This is a genomic window from Phaeobacter sp. QD34_24 (assembly GCF_028890115.1).
In the GTDB taxonomy this organism is placed as follows: domain Bacteria; phylum Pseudomonadota; class Alphaproteobacteria; order Rhodobacterales; family Rhodobacteraceae; genus Phycobacter.
In genome coordinates this window covers 40,665-57,479 of the sequence record NZ_JARCJD010000012.1, presented here as the reverse complement: position 1 = coordinate 57,479, position 16,815 = coordinate 40,665, and the positions used below count along the sequence as shown (strand labels likewise).

Below are 16,815 nucleotides of genomic sequence, written 5' to 3'. Positions count from 1 at the left end.
CCGGATCAGGAGGATTTCTTCTCCTTCTGCTCTGCCAGCTCCAGCAGGGCGGTCTCCAGATCCTTCTCCAGCTCCCGGGCCCGTTTGATATAGGCGGGGTTCTCGCTGGCGGGGGTGCCGGGGATCCATTGCTTGGCCAGCTCGCGGATGGTCAGACGGTCATGGGCGTAAAAGGTCTGTTCGGCCTGGGCCGCCTCATATTCGCTGAGCCCGATGCGCTCCAGCACATAGCGCCCGGCGCGCAGGGAGCTGTCGAACATCTCGCGCACGATGTCATTGGCGCCCGCCTGATACAGTTCAAAGACGTGGTGGCGATCATAGGCGCGGGCGATGATGTGGATGTCCGGGTAGTTGCGGCGCACATATTGCACCAGTTTCACCGTGTTCTCGGGGTCATCGAGGGCAACCACCAGGATCTTGGCCTTGGCAATCCCGGCAGCCTTCAGCAGCTCGGGCCGGGTGGGATCGCCCAGGAAGCTTTTGACGCCAAAGCGGCGCATCAACTGGACCGCCTCCATGTCATTGTCCAACAGCACCGTCTTGAAGCCGCTGGCCCGCACCAGCCGGTTCACGATCTGGCCGAACCGGCCGATCCCGGCGATGATCACCGGACCTTCTTCGTCGATTTCGTCCGGCTCGTGATCGGCGCGCGCCTCGGTCAGGCGTTTTGACAGCAGGTCATAGATGATGAACAGCAGCGGGGTGATCAGCATCGACAGGGCGATGATCAGCAGAAGTTTCTCCGACAGGGCCGGAGGGATCACATTGAGCTGGGTCGAGAAGGCCAGCAGCACGAAGCCGAACTCCCCCGCCTGCGCCAGTCCCAGGGTGAACAGCCACTGCGCCCGCTTGCGCAGCCCGAAGGCGCGTCCGACGAAGAACAGCACCAGCCCCTTGGCGACGATGACAAGCAGTGCCAGCCCGATCAGGTCGCCGGGGCTTGCCAGGAACAGACGGTAGTTGATGCCGGCGCCGACGGTGATGAAGAACAGACCCAGTAACAGCCCCTTGAAGGGGTTCAGATCGCTTTCCATCTCGTGCCGGAATTCCGAGTTGGCCAGGACCACCCCCGCGAGAAAGGCCCCAAGCGCGGGCGAGAGACCCACCAGCGTCATCAGGAAGGAGATCCCGACCACGATCAAGAGCGCCAGGGCCGTGTACATTTCGCGCAGGTTGGAGGCGTGGATGAAGCGAAACAGCGGCCGCGTCAGGTAGATGCCAGCCAGGATGATGAAGGCGACCGCGCCGATGGTGATCAGGGTCACCGCCCAGCCGGGCATGCCTTCGACCAGCGACAGCGAGGCATGGCCGGCGCCATGGCCTGCGCTTTCTCCGCGCTGGATCGACCCGTCGCTGCCGATATGGGGGCCGATGCCGGTGGCCAGCAGCGGCAGGAAGGCCAGGATCGGGATCACCGCGATATCCTGGGTCAGCAGCACCGAGAAGGACGCCCGCCCGCCGCCGGTCTGCATCAGGCCCTTTTCCGACAGGGTTTGCAGCACGATCGCGGTGGAGGAGAGCGACAGCGCCAGGCCGACGGCAAGGCTCACCTGCCAGGGTTCCCCGGCGGCCATGGCCGCGCCCATCAGCGCCAGGGTGCTGAACAGGATCTGCAAACCGCCAAGGCCCAACAGCTTGTGACGCATCGCCCAAAGCGCGCGCGGTTCCAGCTCCAGCCCGATCAGGAACAGCATCATCACCACGCCGAATTCGGCGAAATGCTGCAGGTTCTGGGTCTCTGACCCGACCAGCCCGAAGACCGGGCCGATCAGAATGCCGGCGGCCAGATAGCCAAGGACGGATCCCAGGCCCAGCCGTGCGGCGATCGGCACCGCGATGACAGCGGCAGCGAGGTAGATCGAAGCCTGATAAAGAAACGTTTCCATGAGGCTGGTATCGCAAGCGCCACTGCGGTTGGCAACGGATTTGGGCGCTCCCCGCCGAAGAGAGCGCCCATGTCGTAAACTTACCCTTGTGATCGGTTGCGATCCGGTGCCGGATCACCTGTCGTGGATGCGGATATCGCCGGACAGTTTTTCGATCTGCTCCAGCCGCTCGGAGATTCGGCGCTGGAAGACCCCCAGCTGATCGATGATGTCCGACAGGGTTTCCCCCGATTCGGGCAGGCGGGCGCTCTCGATCTTGCACAGAACCCGGGTCGAGCTGAGGCCGAGGAACTGACGATGCATGACCTGGCAGGCATGCATGATGCGGTCGGCTTCCTGGTTGACGTCTTCCTGGCCCTTGCGTTTGCGCTCCAGCTGATCGGTCACGATCTGCTTCAATGTCGCACGTTCATGCGCCATATCGACCCCTTCGATGGCGCGCCGTTCCTTGGTGAGCTGGTCGTCGCATTCCAGCAGCATGCGGGTGATGCATTGCACCATCAGGCTGGTGTTGACGGTGGATTTGATCGTCGCAAAGGTGCTGTTTTCGCCCATCACATGGGCTGCGAACCAATCCGACATCTGGCGCGACATGGCGCCATAGTTCTGCGACAGGACGGTAACCGGCCCGCCGGCGGGTTCGATCCGGGAAGCAATCACCCGCAGGTTATGCGGGATGGTGTGCATGGCGTCGAAATCCTTGACCAGACCTTCGGTCTGATCGACCAGGGTCTGGGCGTTTTCCAGCATCTTGGCCAGGGACAGAAGTGTTTCATCCGCATGGTTTCCCAGCGCCTTGTCGCGGGACTTGAACTCTTCGCACAGCGCATGGGCGGCAAATTGATCGTAGTCTTCAAAGCCCTGGCTGCGGACCCATTCCATCATGATTTCGGCGCTTTCCTCGGGGGCAAGGCCTTCCTGCTGTTCCGCCAAGAGCATCGTCTTGTAGACCTCGCGGGCCTCGCCAAGCAACGGGCTGGAGGGTTTGATGCGCGCGGAGAGATAGCCGCCCTCATAGGGGACCACCACGGCAAACACCCAGTAATACAACCCGTCCTTGGCCTGGTTCTTGACGTAGGCGCAGATGGTTTTGCCGGATTGGATGGTTTCCCAGAACATGTGGAAAAGCCCGCGCGGCATATCCGGGTGGCGGATCAGCTTGTGCGGGGCGCCGATCAGTTCGGACCACTCATAATGAGCTACCCGTTTGAAGATGTAGTTTCCGGCCTGGATGACCCCGCGTTTGTCCGTGCGGGAAAAGAACACTTCGTTCAGTTTAAACGGTGCTTCTCCGCTGGAGGGGCGGGTTTCAATACGGCGGTCGACAAATGACATAGGTGTCCCCAGAATTAGGCATGCGCCATGTATAAATACCCTGAGAGTGTTCCCGTATGGTTAAGTCGGAAGCGGTGCATCGCGCTTTAATTGTGCCATTACGATCTGGCTCTGCACCCGGGCGACGGCCGGATGAGGCAGTAGGACCTCGTGGATCAACGTGTTGAGCGCCTGCAGGTCGCGGCAGTAGACCCGCAGCAGGTAATCCGCTTCCCCGGTCATGGTCCAGGCCGAGATGATTTCGGCGCGGGTGCTGACAAGCCGGGCAAAACCGGCCGATTGTTCGGGGCCGTGACTGCTCAGATGCACCTGCACGAAGCCCTGTACCGCCAGCCCCAGTTTTGTGGGATCCAGCCGTGCGGCATAGCCTTGAATATAGCCTTCGGCCTCCAGGCGCTGACGTCTGCGCCCGGCCTGGCTGGCGGAGAGGTTCAACAATTCCCCCAGTTCCTGTGCCGTGAGATGTGCATCCTTCTGCAAGGCTGCCAGAAGGCGGGTGTCGGTGGGGTCCAGCATATGCGGCAAGGTCCTGAGAAATCGGTGTGGGGTGCGGGGTTTGCGCAGCTTACCTTATCATTTGGAGGACCTTGCGCAAATCTCCTGTATCTGCTGCGGCGTTTTCAATCAAAGGCCGAAACTGGCACATCAGGGCAGGACGTCCGGATCCTGCGGTGATCGCCGGGCTGCACTATCCCCGATACCAACGCGGGAAAGGATCCGGCAGGTCGGCCCAATCTTCTGGGCGGAATTGATCGGCATCGATCAGGGCGGCATTCAGGCGGTCACAGATTGCCGCGCGAATCAGATCAACGCCGATGAAGACGATCTCCTGGCGCCGGTCGCCCCAGGGTTCCACCCAGTTGCGCGCGATTTCGGCCTGGGCCTGCGGATGGCTGGGCAGGCGGTCTTCCGGCAGCGAGGCCCACCACATCCCCAGGGGCTGAACCGAAGACAGCGCCCCGGCCAGGCTGAATTCAGCGGCCCATTGCGGGCGGGTGGCGATCCAGAAATGCCCCTTGGCGCGGATCACGCCGGGCAGGTCGCCATTCAGCACATCATAGAGCCTTTGCGGATGAAAGGGCGCGCGGGCGTGATAGGCAAAAGAGGCGATGCCGTATTCCTCGTCCTCGGGGGTGTGGTTGGCAAAGCCATATAGCTCCTTGGCCCACATCGGATGCTGATGCGCGGTGTCGAAATCGAACAGGCCGGTATCGAGAATCGCCTCTGCCGGGACATCCGACTGATCGGTTTCGATGACCCTGGCGTCGCCGTTCAAGGCGCGGATGATCTTGCGGGCCATGTCGGTGCGCGCGGGCCCGGCATCGGAGACCTTGTTCAGCACCACCACATCGGCAAACTCGATCTGCTCCGTGAGCAGGCTGACCAGGCTGCGGTCATCGCCTTCACCCAAGGATTCGCCGCGATCGGTCAGGAAATCGTGGCTGGAGAAATCCTGCAGCAGGTTCACCGCATCGACCACCGTCACCATGGTGTCGAGCCGCGCCACATCCGACAGGCTCTGGCCCAATTCGTCGCGAAAATCGAAGGTCGCCGCCACCGGCAGCGGTTCGGAAATGCCGGTGCTTTCGATCAGCAGGTAGTCGAAGCGCCCTTCCTCGGACAGGTGACGGACCTCTTTCAGCAGATCGTCCCGCAGGGTGCAGCAGATGCTGCCATTGGACATTTCGACCAACTTTTCCTCCGAGCGCGACAGTTCGGTGCCCTCGCGCACCAGGTCGGCGTCGATGTTGACCTCGGACATATCGTTGACGATCACCGCCACGCGGCGGCCCTCACGATTGTTCAACACGCGGTTCAACAGCGTGGTCTTCCCGGCGCCAAGAAACCCGGAGAGAACTGTGACGGGCAGGCGGGGGTCTTTGCTGGGGACATCTTTCATCGGGTTGAAACCTCCGTTTTCAAAAATCTCGGCCGGGTTGCCTGCCGCTTCCAAGAGGCTGCACCCGGTGATCCTAATTGAGTACTAATAAGTAATGAGATAACATAACTCAACGTGGTTTTGAAAGAAGAGGGGCTCCGCTCAAGAGGGGGCTGTGATGCGGGGCTGCGCCTAGCCGTCAATCAGGCCGAGTTCGATCATTCGGGCGTGTTCGATGTCGGTTCGCGGCGCAATTGCAATCACCTCTTCCCGGCTTAACCGGTTGCGGCCAAGCTGCTCCAGGATCGCATTGTCGTAGACGCCGGAGAGCACAGCGATCCCTTCGGTTCGCAACAGGTCGCGTGCGCCGCCATTGCCGCGAACGCGTTTCATATAGTCATATTGGTCATAAAGCAGGGCCTGCACGACGGAGCGATGGATCGGTTGCTCCAGGTTCTGCCGGAAGAATTCGGCCATCCTTTTGGTGCCAAAGGGGATATTGTCCCTCAGGTCGCGGAACGCGGTCATGTCAAAGGGCAGCCAGACGGTTTCTGGATACTTTGCCCCCTCGACAATCCACAGGACATCGGCAATTGCCGCGGCGCTGACGCCCCGTTTGCCATCGCGGTTCGGCGCGTTCAAATAGCTGTCCCGGGCCAGCATGACCCCCATCCAGCATCGGCTGTCCTGCTCCTTGGAGTTGATGACAAGGCAGGGATCTTCGCGGCGGTATGTCTCTGGGGGGATCATCCAGGAGTTGTCCAGGGTGTTCTTGACGTCCACGTCCTGCCCATCAATGACCAGATCACGCAGACCTTTCGGAGCGTCCAGAAGATCGCGCACGAAATGTTCGATTTTCAGCCCGACAAATGTTTTTTCAACATTGTCGAGATCGGCAATTTGCGTGCGCCCCGTACGTACCGGGTCCAGCACGAAGTCAATCGCCTCGCGAACGGTCCGGGGGAATGCAGCGGTCAAGGCCTCCAGTCCGCCCGCGGCACGTATGATGCCGTCGCGGATGGGAACAAGGGAGGAGTAGTCAGGGTGGCCCGGTTGAACTCTGGAAGGAAGCATCCGCATATCTGGCAGATACCATCACCACCGCCCCAAGGCGAGTCCGTCAGGGCGCAGAAGGAATAGGGCCGGGGGTCAATGCCATTGCGAGTCTTCTCGGGGCGACCCTTGCTGGCGCGGGGCTGGACAAATCGCCTATGCGCTGACCGGCTTCAGCACGCGCTTGCGCAGGGCGGCGCCCACGTTTCTTGCCACGGCCTCGGCAACCGGTGGCGGGAAGGCATTGCCGACCTGGCGATACGCGTTCGTCTTGGCCCCGGTAAAATGCCAATCGTCGGGAAACCCTTGAATGCGCGCCACCATTGGGACGGTCAGGCGCGGCATGCCATTGTGGAAAGGGTCCGGCGCTTCGGGCGCGATCGTTCTGCCTTCCACGCCCAGCGTGGCCCAGGCGCGGCGCGCGCGGGTCGGTCCAAGGTCCGGGCCGCCATGCTTTTTCGAGCCGCCAACGATGGTCGGAGCGATTTCGTCCGCCTTGCTGGCCCAGTCATCCGCGCCGCGCCATCCCCGCGCCGCCATGAGGTCGCGCAGCGTTTCACCGACGGTCGGCGGGTTGTGGGGGTTGGGCTCTGGCCAGTCGAAGAGATCGGCACGCTTCTGTTCGACGGCTATGATCACCACACGGGGCCGAAGCTGCGGCACGCCAAAGTCCGATGCGTTCAACAGCCGCCAGTCGGTGCGGTAGCCGAGTTTTGCCAGCTGATCTTTGAGGCGCTCGCGATAATCATGGAAGACGGCATCAAGGAAGCCGCGAACGTTTTCGATCATCACGGCCCGGGGACGAGCAGCATCAACGATATCAAGCGCATCATTGAAGAGGTTGCGCTCATCCTTTTCGCCAAGCTGTTTGCCGGCCACGGAAAACGGTGGGCAGGGCAGCCCGCCGGCCAGCAGGTCAATCCCCCGGTATTCAGCCGCCCGCTCCTTGAAGAGCTGCACATCCTCCTCCAGGACATTCCACTCGGGCCGATTGTGGCGCAGGGTGTTGCAGCAATGCTTGTCGATCTCGACCAGGGCGTTGTGGTGAAAGCCAGCCTTCTCAAGCCCAAGAGCCTGTCCGCCAGCGCCGGCGCAGAGTTCCAGGGATGTAAGCATGGTAATCGCCCTCGTTCTTGACAGAGGCCCTGTCGTGCGCACGTCGTTTTGCACTCAGGATAATGCCGCCTGCTTGTTCTTTGAATGTTCTTACAGGCTGTTGTCCAAGCAGGCAACCGGCATGATCGATGCCAGGGTACTGACCCGATGTAGGTCTAGCCGAAGTCCGCGATCCGATCAGAGAGCGTCAGTATGGGCGTTGGGATGTCGCAGTATCACGGATGTCATCTGCTCGCTTCTCTCGAAACAGCCGAACACCGCGTTCGCGTAGGTTTGCCTCATTGGCGGGCGGAATCTGGTTCTCAGGGCGTGGGAGGTTTTGCCCGACGCGCCGTGCTGTCGGAGATCCACCGGGATACGGCGGGTGAAGTAGTAGATGCCTTCCTTCACGAGGACACAGCTGCGCGAAATGTTCTCTAATGTGTTCTACGCCTCGCCTTGATCCGGTCAAAATCTGATGAAAACAATGCCTTAGCTGGAGAGGTGGTGCCCCCACACGGACTCGAACCGCGGACCTACTGATTACAAACTTCCCGAAAAATAACCTGAGATTCGCCTAAGGGGCTGTTTTTAAACAATATGTCCATCGGTCGGGAAGGGCTTTTTAGGCCATTTGCGCCAATGGGTGGACACAGTTTGGACACAGCTCAGGGCATTTGCGTCAGGACTGGAAATCAAAGCCGTAGTTAAACGGTGAGCCGGTTTCTAAATCAGGAACATCAAACACAGGTAGAGTTGGAATGAACAATCGCGAGAGGGATGACTACATCGCTCAAGAGTACAAGGGCGGGATGAGTATTGGAGAAATTGCTCGTAGTTATGGGATTTCAGAGCGCCGGGTAAGCCAGATTCTTCGTGAGAAAGAAATTTCTCTTCGACCTCGTAGCTCAAAGCCAAAGGGCCCGTTGAGCGCTGCACACGCGAGGGTGGGGCTTCACCTTTACAACTATCGTTTTGCTCGATGTATGGAACTGGACTTCGCAGCTAGAGACTTGGGCTGGTCTCGGATCAAGTTGCGCAAAGTTGAGAAAGGTGTCCGAGACCTGGAGCTGCTTGACTTGCTCGACATTGCCACGTTCACACGTACTCCGCTGCCCGAAATTCTGTTGACGTAAGTCGACGCGCTATTTTAACCGCAGCCAACCGAGCACCTTATCGGTTGGCTGGCATCCGCAAGACCTACACTAAAAGAAAACTAACTGTTGCTCACAACATGAAGGCCTAGGTCTGGTCCCGAGAGAACAGCCCGACTGAACTGAGGGACTTCAGATTTCGAATGTTCACCGCCTCATAAGATCTCGCATTTTTTCGTAAGTCTGCAGTAAAGCTGATGGGGTGATCGTGCTTGTGTGCTTCAAGTACGAGGTTGTAGTCATTCGGCGATAAACTGAAGGTAATACGTCTAAGTTCGCCGCCTACTTCCCCCTTGAGGGAGACTTTTCCTGTTTTGGTCACGCCATCACGTCGCAAGCTGATAGTTTTTCCTTTGACGTCAATGTTGTCTAGCGGTGGATCTTTGCGAAACTCTGCAGCAGCCAAAGCAAACCGGTCAGAATACGTAGCTGGGATTCTCACCTCTCCGGTTTCGAAACGATAGCTTGAGCTTGAACGAACGGAAATTTCGACGTGATCCGCGGCCTCGACGCTGAGCAGGCCACTTATCCCAGAGCACAAATTTGCACTCACACCATTGGCAACCAAGGGGACAAAACGTTTTTCGAACCAATCTGCATCGTTGACTGACGCCTCTGCCGCCAGAGTGGCTTTTTTCGTTGCTCCTAACAGGGTCTCGATAACCTTTGTGCCGTAGGGCAATGGAGCTTCCATACCGGGAAGCAAGTCCCCGTCAGGCTTCATGACAGGCGTCAAAATGGTTACCACAAAACTACCATGTTCAGTTTGCCCAAGACGTGCTTCACGAAGAAAGGTCTCGGCTAAGTCCGCCCGCTTGCCCACATAGACTCTACGGGGGTCAATAACCGCGCTGGCTGAAGCAACCAAGAGATCTCGGATGTTTGCGATTAGCTTTGTTCCAGCCTCGAAGGAAACCGTACCACTAACAAAGCTTGGACCGATTGTGGAAATCTTGATAGTCTCAAAGCCACCCATAAGCATCTGTCAAAACGCGGCTTCGACACTGATGTCTTTTTCTGCAGAGATTTCTTTCAACGCCTCGTGGATTCGTGGCCTGAAATCCCTAGCCTCAGCAGATGGTATCAAGACTTCGTAGCCATTCTTGACCCATACACTTGAGTAGTCTTGAGAGCTACGCTTACTCCAACCATTTGTTCCCAAATAGCCGAGTACGTTGTCATGCGTTAATAGTTTCAGTAAACTACTGTCGAACCTATTCATCAGCCTCACCCCGCGCAACAAAGGGGTATTCGCCGTTCGCGATCCGCTGCATAGAGGTATGGATGAACTCAGCGGAGAATATGTTGTCCTTTGGGATCCTAAGCCTTTTGCTCTTCTGCAGTCTTGGGAGGGGTGGCATTCCTTTTAAGGAGTACCAGTAAGAGCAATAGCTTAAAGAAGTGGAGTGGTGGGAATACTTGATCCATGAGCTGCATTCCTTCGGCACAAGGGTTACCACCAATAGGCGAGGCGTTGAAACCTTTATGTCGCGAAGACTATCGTAGAGAGATTGGTCGACGGTATATCCAAAATCCGCATCTTCGTTCTGAAGTGAGCTGTCCATAAGCATGCACTTGGACTGAAGGTCGATTTTCGGCTTGGAAATCTCACGACCATCGACCTTGGAGGAGATCGTAAAATCAATCTTGTCATCATCCGGTTCGGGCTTGGACACGCCGCAACCGAGTGACGCGCACACGGCTCGAATATGAGCACCGGCAAAGCCTTCCTGTTTAGCGGAAAGGGCTGAATAGTGCGCAGGATTGATCGTCGTTGGGAAATTCATCTGCAGTCTCAAATTGTCAGCGGAAGTTCACTCCAAAAAGGCGAACGTTTCAACCCCCACAACACGCTTCAGCTGAGGCCAATTTTTGAAAGGTAGAGCAAGTGATTGATAATCAGTTGTTCAGCATCACGGATGCCAAGCCGCCGCTCGGTAGCATTGCAAGGATCTGATAGTAATGAAGAATAACTGAGAAATGACAAAGGCGAACCGGGATGCAACTGATTAGCTGTAGGGCTGTGGACACAGTTTGGACACAGTGCAGCCTGCCTAGTTTTCTGCTTCTAGAGAGTGTGTCTGGATAAATAAGTGTTTAAATTCATGTGGTTGGTGGGGGTGGGGGCGATTGATCAGCCGAAAAAGCTCACATCGCGGTAACAGATCGAGGGACACAGTGACCGAACTGTGTCAACAAATGCCCGCTAGGGTTGATCCGCGAAGATCTAAGTTATTGAATTTAAATAAAAATGGTGCCCCCACACGGACTCGAACCGCGGACCTACTGATTACAAATCAGTTGCTCTACCAGCTGAGCTATAGGGGCACTGGGTGGCATTTAGCGAGATTGGGCACGGCTCGCAAGATGAAAACGCAAGGTGGTGCCAAAACCTGGGCTGCTCTGAATGTTACGGGATTGGTGCCACTCCATTTGACCGCAAGGCATGGCCGGAGTAAGCCTGTAACCCGTTGGCAATAGGACAGTCAGGACCCTTTCATGCAGGTCATCATTCATGCCGGTGCACATGAAACCGAAGAGGACCGGGTGTTGAAGACCCTGTTGCGCAATGGTGATCTTGCGGCGAAACGGGGCGTCGCCGTTCCCGGGCCCAGCAAGTTTCGCAACCTGCTGAACGGATGTGTGGAGGCGGTGCTGAACGGAGGGGCGGTGGCGCAATCCAGCGACGTGCTTTGGGATGCGATCCTGGAAGCGGAGCAGGTCGATCGGGTGATCCTGTCCAACCCTCATTTCTTTGGCGCGCCGCGCCAGGCCGTGGAGATGCACTCCTTTTACCCCGAGGCCGAGATGCGAATGGGTGCGCTGAAGACCCTGTTTCCGCAGGACCAGTTGGAGCTTCACTTCGGGGTGCGCGATCCGGCCAGTTTCCTGCCTGCTCTGGTGAAAGGGACGGATCCGAAACGCGGCGGAAATCTCCTGGACCGATGTGCGCCGCTTTCGTTGCAGTGGTCCAACCTGCTGATGCGCCTCAGGACGGCGGTGCCGGATATCCCGATTACCGTTTGGGTCTATGAGGATATGCCGATGATCTGGGGACAGGTGATCCGGGGGATGCTGGGGGTTGGCGATCAGGAACGTATCGCCGGCGGCATGGATCTTCTGGCCTCCATCATGAGCACCGAAGGCATGCAGCGTCTGCGCTCCTATCTGCACGAGCACCGCGACATGGGTGAAGCACACAAGCAGCGGGTGATTGCCGCCTTTCTGGGCAAATACGCCATCGACGAGGCCATCGAGGAAGAGGTGGATCTGCCCGGTTGGACAGATGCGTTGATGGCAGAGCTGACCAGGCGCTATGAGGCAGACCTCGACGAGATCGCCCGCATTCCCGGTGTGACCTTGCTGTCTGCCTGAAGCCCGGCTGAGCCTGGCCTGGACCGGCCCGGGACTGGCCCGAACCCGGGCTCAGACCTGCAGTGCAGCCCTTGCGGGCAGGGCATCAGGGGCTGATCGGTTGACCCAACCGGTTCACGACCTGGCTTTCCACGGTCATGTCGTCATAGGTGACCTCGATCTCGATCTTCTCGACGCTGCCGATGGCAAAGGCGCGGTAGGCCGGGCCATCTTCCTCTAGGATCGAATTGGGCGCCGCTTGGTCCAGATGGCAGGGCGGCAGGGGCCAGATCTCATATCCGCCGTCGTTGATGGCAAGGCGGATGCGGGCAAGGCCACAGCGCCAGGACCACAGGTGGGTGACATAGACCAGGTCCTGACCGTTGAATTCGCGTACCGAGATCCAGTTTGCACGGGTGACTGCCAGGATCGGCTTGACCTCTGCGGCGGTGGTGAAGGGGGGATCCGCTTCGGCCGGAGCGGTCAGCAGCAGGGGGGCGGTCAACAGCAGCGCAATTCTGCGTCGGAAGGATTGAAACATCTTACTCTCTCCATCACACATGGAAACGAAACGGGCGATACGAAAAGGGCTGCGGGCAGATTGATTTTGACCCGGCCTGTGCTGGATTATACTGAAGAAGGACGCCAGGCATAGCCGCCGGGCACAACTGGACGCCCGGCGCGGGCCGGGCAAAGAGGACCCCGATGGCAGAGCAGCAGCCCTTCAACATCGTGATCATTGGGCAAAATGGCCGGTTGCAGTATGAGGCGGCGCTGTTTGCAGCCTCTCTGCGCCATGCGTCGCCCGATTTCGCAGGCCGCCTGTTCGTCGCAACGCCGCGCCCCGGTCCGCTGTGGCAGAAGGACGTCTCGATCCGCAACGGGCAGGTTCTGGAGCTGCTGGCGCGGCTGGGGGCCGAGGTGCTGCCGTTTGACTCTGAGCGGTTTGGCGACAGCTACCCCAATGGCAACAAGATCGAGGCGTTGATGGCGCTGCCCGAAGGCGAGCCTTTCGTCTTTTTCGACAGCGACACGCTGATCACGGGGGAGCTTTCCGAGGTGCCGTTTGACTTTGACCGCCCGTCGGCCTCTTTGCGGCGCGAGGGCACCTGGCCCAAGCCGACGCTGTATGGGCCGGGCATCGAGGCGATCTGGCGCGCGCTATATGACCGCTTTGACCTGGATTTCGCCAGCAGTCAGGATCCAGACCAGCCCGAGGGGCACTGGCGGCGCTACCTCTATTTCAACGCCGGGTTCTTCTATGGCGCCTGTCCGCGCCAGTTTGGCGCACGCTTTGCCGACTATGCCACCTCGATCCGCGACGACCTGCCGGTAGAGCTGGTGGGCCAGGCGCTGGATCCCTGGCTGGACCAGGTCGCGCTGCCCCTGGTGATCCATTCCTTCGGTGGCGGGCGCGATACGCTGGCGCCCGGCTATCTGGATGGCCGGACCAGCTGCCACTACCGGCTGTTTCCGCTGCTCTATGCCCGCGAAAGCGACCGGGTGATCGAGGTGCTGGAAGAGGTCGCGGCCCCCAACTGGATCAAAAAGGTGCTGAAGACCTATGAGCCGATCAAGCGCATGGTCTACCAGGGGCGCGGGGCCAAGGTGCGCGCCCTGTTCGATCAGGCCAACCTGCCGCGCCGGGAACAGCTGATCCGCAACCGGATCAAGTCCGAAGGCCTGTGGATGCGCTGACGCCTAGACCTGACGCTGGCAGGCCTGTGCGATCTGCTCGCGTAGCCAGGCATGCATGGGCGAATGATGGGTGCGGGAGGTCCAGGTCAGGTCGATCTCGAATTCGCCGCGAAACGGGCTGGGGGCGGTCTGCACCCGGTCCCCGAAGTGATCCGCCAGGCGGCTGGGCAGGGTGGCCACCAGATCGGTCCCTTCCAGGAGTTCGGGCAGGGCGGCGGGGCTGGGAATGGACATCACCTGATTGAGCGATTTGCCGGCGGCCGCGATCTCCATCAGGAAGCGCGAACGCCAGGAGTCCCCATAGGCGATCACCACCTGCGGCGCGGCCAGAAAGGCGGCCTCGGTCCGGGGCATCTGTTCGGGTGGGGCATCATGGGCGATCACCACGGCCGCCCGTTCGGAAAACAGCGTGCGCCGGTAGTAGCTGCCGCCCTCGATGCGCACCGGCCCGATCACCAGGTCGCTTTCGCCGCGATCCAGATGCTGCTTGCCCTCGACGGTGGAGGTGCGCACCGTCAGCCGCAGCCCCGGTGCCACCCGGCGCAGCCTGCGCATCAGTCGCGGCAGGATGGTGGCGCGTTCGTAATAGTTGCAGGAGATGGTGATCTCCGTTTCGGCCCGTCCGGGATCAAAGGCGCGCGGTTCGGCCAGTTGCAGCATCTCGTCCAGCATGCGGCTGGTGCTGGCCACGATTTCCTCGCAGCGCTCGGTCGACACCATCTGGCCGCCTTGCCGCACGAACAGGGGGTCGCCAAAGGCGCGGCGCAGTCGGTCGACGGTATAGCTGACGGTGGATTGATTCACGTCCAGCGTTTCCGCCGCCCGCGAGAAGGAGCGATAGCCATGCACCAGGCGCAGCGTGCGCAGGGCGGAGAAATCGAGGCTCAGCGGATCCGGTGTCTCTGTCATTTTGCCGCTCCAGGCTTGCACTTAGATCAATTATGCAAATTTTCGATTGAGAAAACCAGTCTGATCGGATTGCCTCATTTTTGCCTCGGCTTTTAGGCTTGCTCTTCAAGCCAACGACCGGGGGGAGAAGATGAGCGTTTCCACGTTGAGCCAGGCACCGCAGGACGATCAGATCACCATCCGCGATCTGACGCTGGATCCCTATCCCATCTACCAGCGCCTGCGCCGCGAGGCGCCGGTGGTGCGGGTGGCCTCTCTGGGGCGGACCTTGCTGACCAAGGCCGAGGATACGAAATACGTCAAGGACACGCCTCAGATCTTCAGCTCCAACGATCCCAAGACCCCGATGACCCGCGCCTTTCGCGCCCATACGCTGATGCGCAAGGATGGCGACGAACACGCGCGCGAACGCGGAGCCATGGCGCCCAGCTTTTCCGGGCGCAACATCAAGGGCTGCTGGGAGGGGATCTATACCAAGATCGCCGAAGAATTCGTGGCGGGCCTGCCGCGCGGGGAGACGGTGGATCTGTTCCCGGCGCTGGCCGGACCATTCGCGGCCCATTGCCTGAAGCATCTTCTGGGCATCCCTGAGGCCAGTGATGAGGACATGCAGCGCTGGAGCCAGATCCTGATCGACGGGGCAGGGAACTTCGGCTTCACGGATGAGCTCTTTGCCGATTGCGATGCCGCCAATGACGAGATGGATGCGCTGTTCCGGGCCGCCATCCCGCGCCATCTGGCGGATCCCAACCCCAGCGTCCTGTCGGTGATGGTCAATGCCGAGGATCCGATCCCCGAAAGCCAGATCTTTTCCAATATCAAGATCGCCATCGGCGGCGGCATCAACGAGCCGCGCGATGCGCTTTTGACCATTCTCTATGGGCTGTTCACCAACCCCGATCAACTGGCCGAGGCCAAGGCCAAGGAGATGTGGGGCGAGGCCTTCGAGGAGGGCGTGCGCTGGGTGGCGCCGATCCAGGCCAGCTCGCGCCTGGTGATGGAGGATACCGAGATCCGTGGCCATGTGATCCCCAAGGGCGACACGGTGATGACCATCCAGGCCTCTGCCTGCCGGGATGAGGACATTTTCGAGGACGGCGAAAGCTTCAACATTTTCCGCCCCCGCAAGCCGCACCAGGCCTTTGGCAACGGGCCGCATTTCTGCCAGGGTACCCATATCGCCCGGCGCATGCTGGCCAATATCATGCTGCCCATGCTGTTCGACCGGTTCCCGAAGATGGAGCTGGCCAAGGCCGAGCCGGTGCAGTTCTACGGGTTCGGCTTTCGTGGGCCAAGGAACCTGCCGGTGACGCTGAACTGACGCAGCGCCGGAGGAGGAGATACCGGTCATACCGGGAAAAGACGCATCATCATCTGGGAGGAGAACATGATGACACGCAATATTCTGGGCGCAGCGCTCTTTGCCGCCGCAACTGCCATGACGCCGCTGGCGGCCGCGGCCGAGGAGGTGACGCTGCGACTGCACCAGTTCCTGCCGCCGCCCGCCACGGTGCCAAAGCTGATCCTGAAGCCCTGGGCGGCTGAGGTGGAGGCAGCCTCCGGCGGGCGCATCAAGATCGAACATTTCGATGCCATGTCGCTGGGTGGCACGCCTCCGGGACTGATGGATCAGGCTGCCGATGGCGTTGCCGACATGGTGATGACCGTGGTGGGCTACACGCCGGGCCGTTTCCCCAAGACTGAGGTCTTTGAACTGCCCTTCATGATGACCGACCCGATCGCGACCTCCAAGGCCTTCATGGAACTGGTCGAAAGCGACCTGCAGGAAGGCGAGTACAAGGACGTGAAGGTGCTGGGTGCCTGGGTGCATGGCCCCGGCGTGATCCATACCGAAAGCGGCGTCACCAAGCTGGAGGACATGGCCGGTCAGACCCTGCGCGGGCCGACTCGGATCATCACCGACATGCTGAAGGAGCTGGGCGCAACCCCGGTCGGCCTGCCGCTGCCCGCCATCCCCGAGGCGCTCTCCAAGGGCGTGATCAGCGGGACGGTGATCCCCTGGGAGGTGACGCCTGCGGTGAAACTCACCGATCTGGTCGGCCATCACACCGAATTCAGCGGCAAGGAGTCGCTTTATACCGCGACTATCGTGCTGGTGATGAACCGGGACAAGTACAACGCCCTGCCGGATGACCTGAAAGCCATCCTGGACGCGGAGTCGGGGCAGAAGCTCTCGGCCTTTGCAGCCCGCGTGATGCTGGAGCGCGACGCGCCGGGACGTGAGATCGCCGAGGACAAGGGCAATGAGATCTTCGTGCTGGACGAGGCCGAGGTGGCCCGCTGGAAAGAAAAGGCCCAGCCGGTGATCAGCCGCTGGATCGAAGAGGTCGGCAGCAAGGGCATCGATGGCGAGGCCCTGATCAAAGAGGCCAAGGCTCTGATCGCTAAACACGGCGGGTAAAGCCGGGCACCCCTATCGGGCAGTGAAGGC

At 59.9% G+C, this 16,815-nt stretch carries 16 protein-coding genes and 1 tRNA gene; 5 read left to right on the top strand and 12 right to left on the bottom strand.

Annotated elements, in window-relative coordinates; translation table 11 throughout:
* Positions 1-5 precede the first annotated feature (5 nt).
* From PXK07_RS11335 to PXK07_RS18605, 7 genes are all read right to left on the bottom strand, one after another.
* Positions 6-1,886 (bottom strand): monovalent cation:proton antiporter-2 (CPA2) family protein, encoded by a 1,881-nt coding sequence (locus tag PXK07_RS11335; RefSeq protein ID WP_274848376.1) that lies wholly within the window; start codon positions 1,884-1,886, stop codon positions 6-8.
* Between the two features lie 114 nt (positions 1,887-2,000).
* Entirely contained in the window at positions 2,001-3,221 is a 1,221-nt protein-coding gene (locus tag PXK07_RS11330) for a PAS domain-containing protein (protein ID WP_274848375.1), read from the bottom strand.
* A gap of 60 nt (positions 3,222-3,281) precedes the next feature.
* Positions 3,282-3,737 carry an Lrp/AsnC family transcriptional regulator gene (locus tag PXK07_RS11325; protein ID WP_274848374.1) on the bottom strand — a complete coding sequence of 152 codons (456 nt, stop codon included), beginning with the start codon at positions 3,735-3,737 and terminating at the stop codon, positions 3,282-3,284.
* A gap of 172 nt (positions 3,738-3,909) precedes the next feature.
* A complete protein-coding gene (locus PXK07_RS11320) occupies positions 3,910-5,121 on the bottom strand; it encodes a CobW family GTP-binding protein (RefSeq protein ID WP_274848372.1) in 1,212 nt (403 codons plus the stop codon).
* 171 nt (positions 5,122-5,292) lie between these two features.
* Positions 5,293-6,078, bottom strand: coding sequence for a NaeI family type II restriction endonuclease (locus PXK07_RS11315; protein ID WP_274848370.1), 786 nt, complete (start codon positions 6,076-6,078; stop codon positions 5,293-5,295).
* 231 nt (positions 6,079-6,309) lie between these two features.
* The gene (locus PXK07_RS11310) at positions 6,310-7,323 is read right to left on the bottom strand and encodes a DNA cytosine methyltransferase (RefSeq protein ID WP_274848369.1); all 1,014 of its coding nucleotides are present in this window, start codon (positions 7,321-7,323) and stop codon (positions 6,310-6,312) included.
* A 123-nt stretch (positions 7,324-7,446) separates the two neighbouring features.
* Positions 7,447-7,659, bottom strand: a complete 213-nt coding sequence (locus tag PXK07_RS18605) for a DUF6538 domain-containing protein (RefSeq protein WP_446728372.1) — start codon at positions 7,657-7,659, stop codon at positions 7,447-7,449.
* A 350-nt stretch (positions 7,660-8,009) separates the two neighbouring features.
* Between PXK07_RS18605 and PXK07_RS11305 the strand changes: the two genes are divergently transcribed.
* Complete coding sequence (locus tag PXK07_RS11305; protein WP_274848367.1) at positions 8,010-8,384, top strand: helix-turn-helix domain-containing protein; 375 nt, start codon at positions 8,010-8,012, stop codon at positions 8,382-8,384.
* A 106-nt stretch (positions 8,385-8,490) separates the two neighbouring features.
* Here PXK07_RS11305 and PXK07_RS11300 read toward each other — a convergent pair whose 3' ends face one another.
* From PXK07_RS11300 to PXK07_RS11290, 3 genes are all read right to left on the bottom strand, one after another.
* Positions 8,491-9,378, bottom strand: a complete 888-nt coding sequence (locus tag PXK07_RS11300; RefSeq protein WP_274848365.1) for a hypothetical protein — start codon at positions 9,376-9,378, stop codon at positions 8,491-8,493.
* 238 nt (positions 9,379-9,616) lie between these two features.
* The gene (locus PXK07_RS11295) at positions 9,617-10,189 is read right to left on the bottom strand and encodes a DUF4365 domain-containing protein (protein WP_274848364.1); all 573 of its coding nucleotides are present in this window, start codon (positions 10,187-10,189) and stop codon (positions 9,617-9,619) included.
* 465 nt (positions 10,190-10,654) lie between these two features.
* Positions 10,655-10,730, bottom strand: a tRNA-Thr gene (locus PXK07_RS11290).
* Between the two features lie 171 nt (positions 10,731-10,901).
* Here PXK07_RS11290 and PXK07_RS11285 point away from each other — a divergent pair.
* Positions 10,902-11,777, top strand: coding sequence for a hypothetical protein (locus PXK07_RS11285; RefSeq protein ID WP_274848363.1), 876 nt, complete (start codon positions 10,902-10,904; stop codon positions 11,775-11,777).
* Between the two features lie 85 nt (positions 11,778-11,862).
* Here PXK07_RS11285 and PXK07_RS11280 read toward each other — a convergent pair whose 3' ends face one another.
* Positions 11,863-12,297, bottom strand: a complete 435-nt coding sequence (locus tag PXK07_RS11280) for a hypothetical protein (protein WP_274848361.1) — start codon at positions 12,295-12,297, stop codon at positions 11,863-11,865.
* Between the two features lie 164 nt (positions 12,298-12,461).
* Here PXK07_RS11280 and PXK07_RS11275 point away from each other — a divergent pair, with 164 nt between their 5' ends.
* The gene (locus PXK07_RS11275; RefSeq protein WP_274848360.1) at positions 12,462-13,454 is read left to right on the top strand and encodes a hypothetical protein; all 993 of its coding nucleotides are present in this window, start codon (positions 12,462-12,464) and stop codon (positions 13,452-13,454) included.
* A gap of 3 nt (positions 13,455-13,457) precedes the next feature.
* On the opposite strand, the gene PXK07_RS11270 is transcribed toward PXK07_RS11275, so the two are convergent.
* Positions 13,458-14,363 carry a LysR family transcriptional regulator gene (locus PXK07_RS11270; protein ID WP_274848359.1) on the bottom strand — a complete coding sequence of 302 codons (906 nt, stop codon included), beginning with the start codon at positions 14,361-14,363 and terminating at the stop codon, positions 13,458-13,460.
* A gap of 130 nt (positions 14,364-14,493) precedes the next feature.
* Here PXK07_RS11270 and PXK07_RS11265 point away from each other — a divergent pair, with 130 nt between their 5' ends.
* Both PXK07_RS11265 and PXK07_RS11260 read left to right on the top strand, forming a co-directional pair.
* Positions 14,494-15,684 carry a cytochrome P450 gene (locus tag PXK07_RS11265; protein ID WP_274848358.1) on the top strand — a complete coding sequence of 397 codons (1,191 nt, stop codon included), beginning with the start codon at positions 14,494-14,496 and terminating at the stop codon, positions 15,682-15,684.
* Between the two features lie 69 nt (positions 15,685-15,753).
* Positions 15,754-16,785, top strand: coding sequence for a TRAP transporter substrate-binding protein (locus PXK07_RS11260; protein ID WP_446728373.1), 1,032 nt, complete (start codon positions 15,754-15,756; stop codon positions 16,783-16,785).
* Positions 16,786-16,815: the final 30 nt, after the last annotated feature.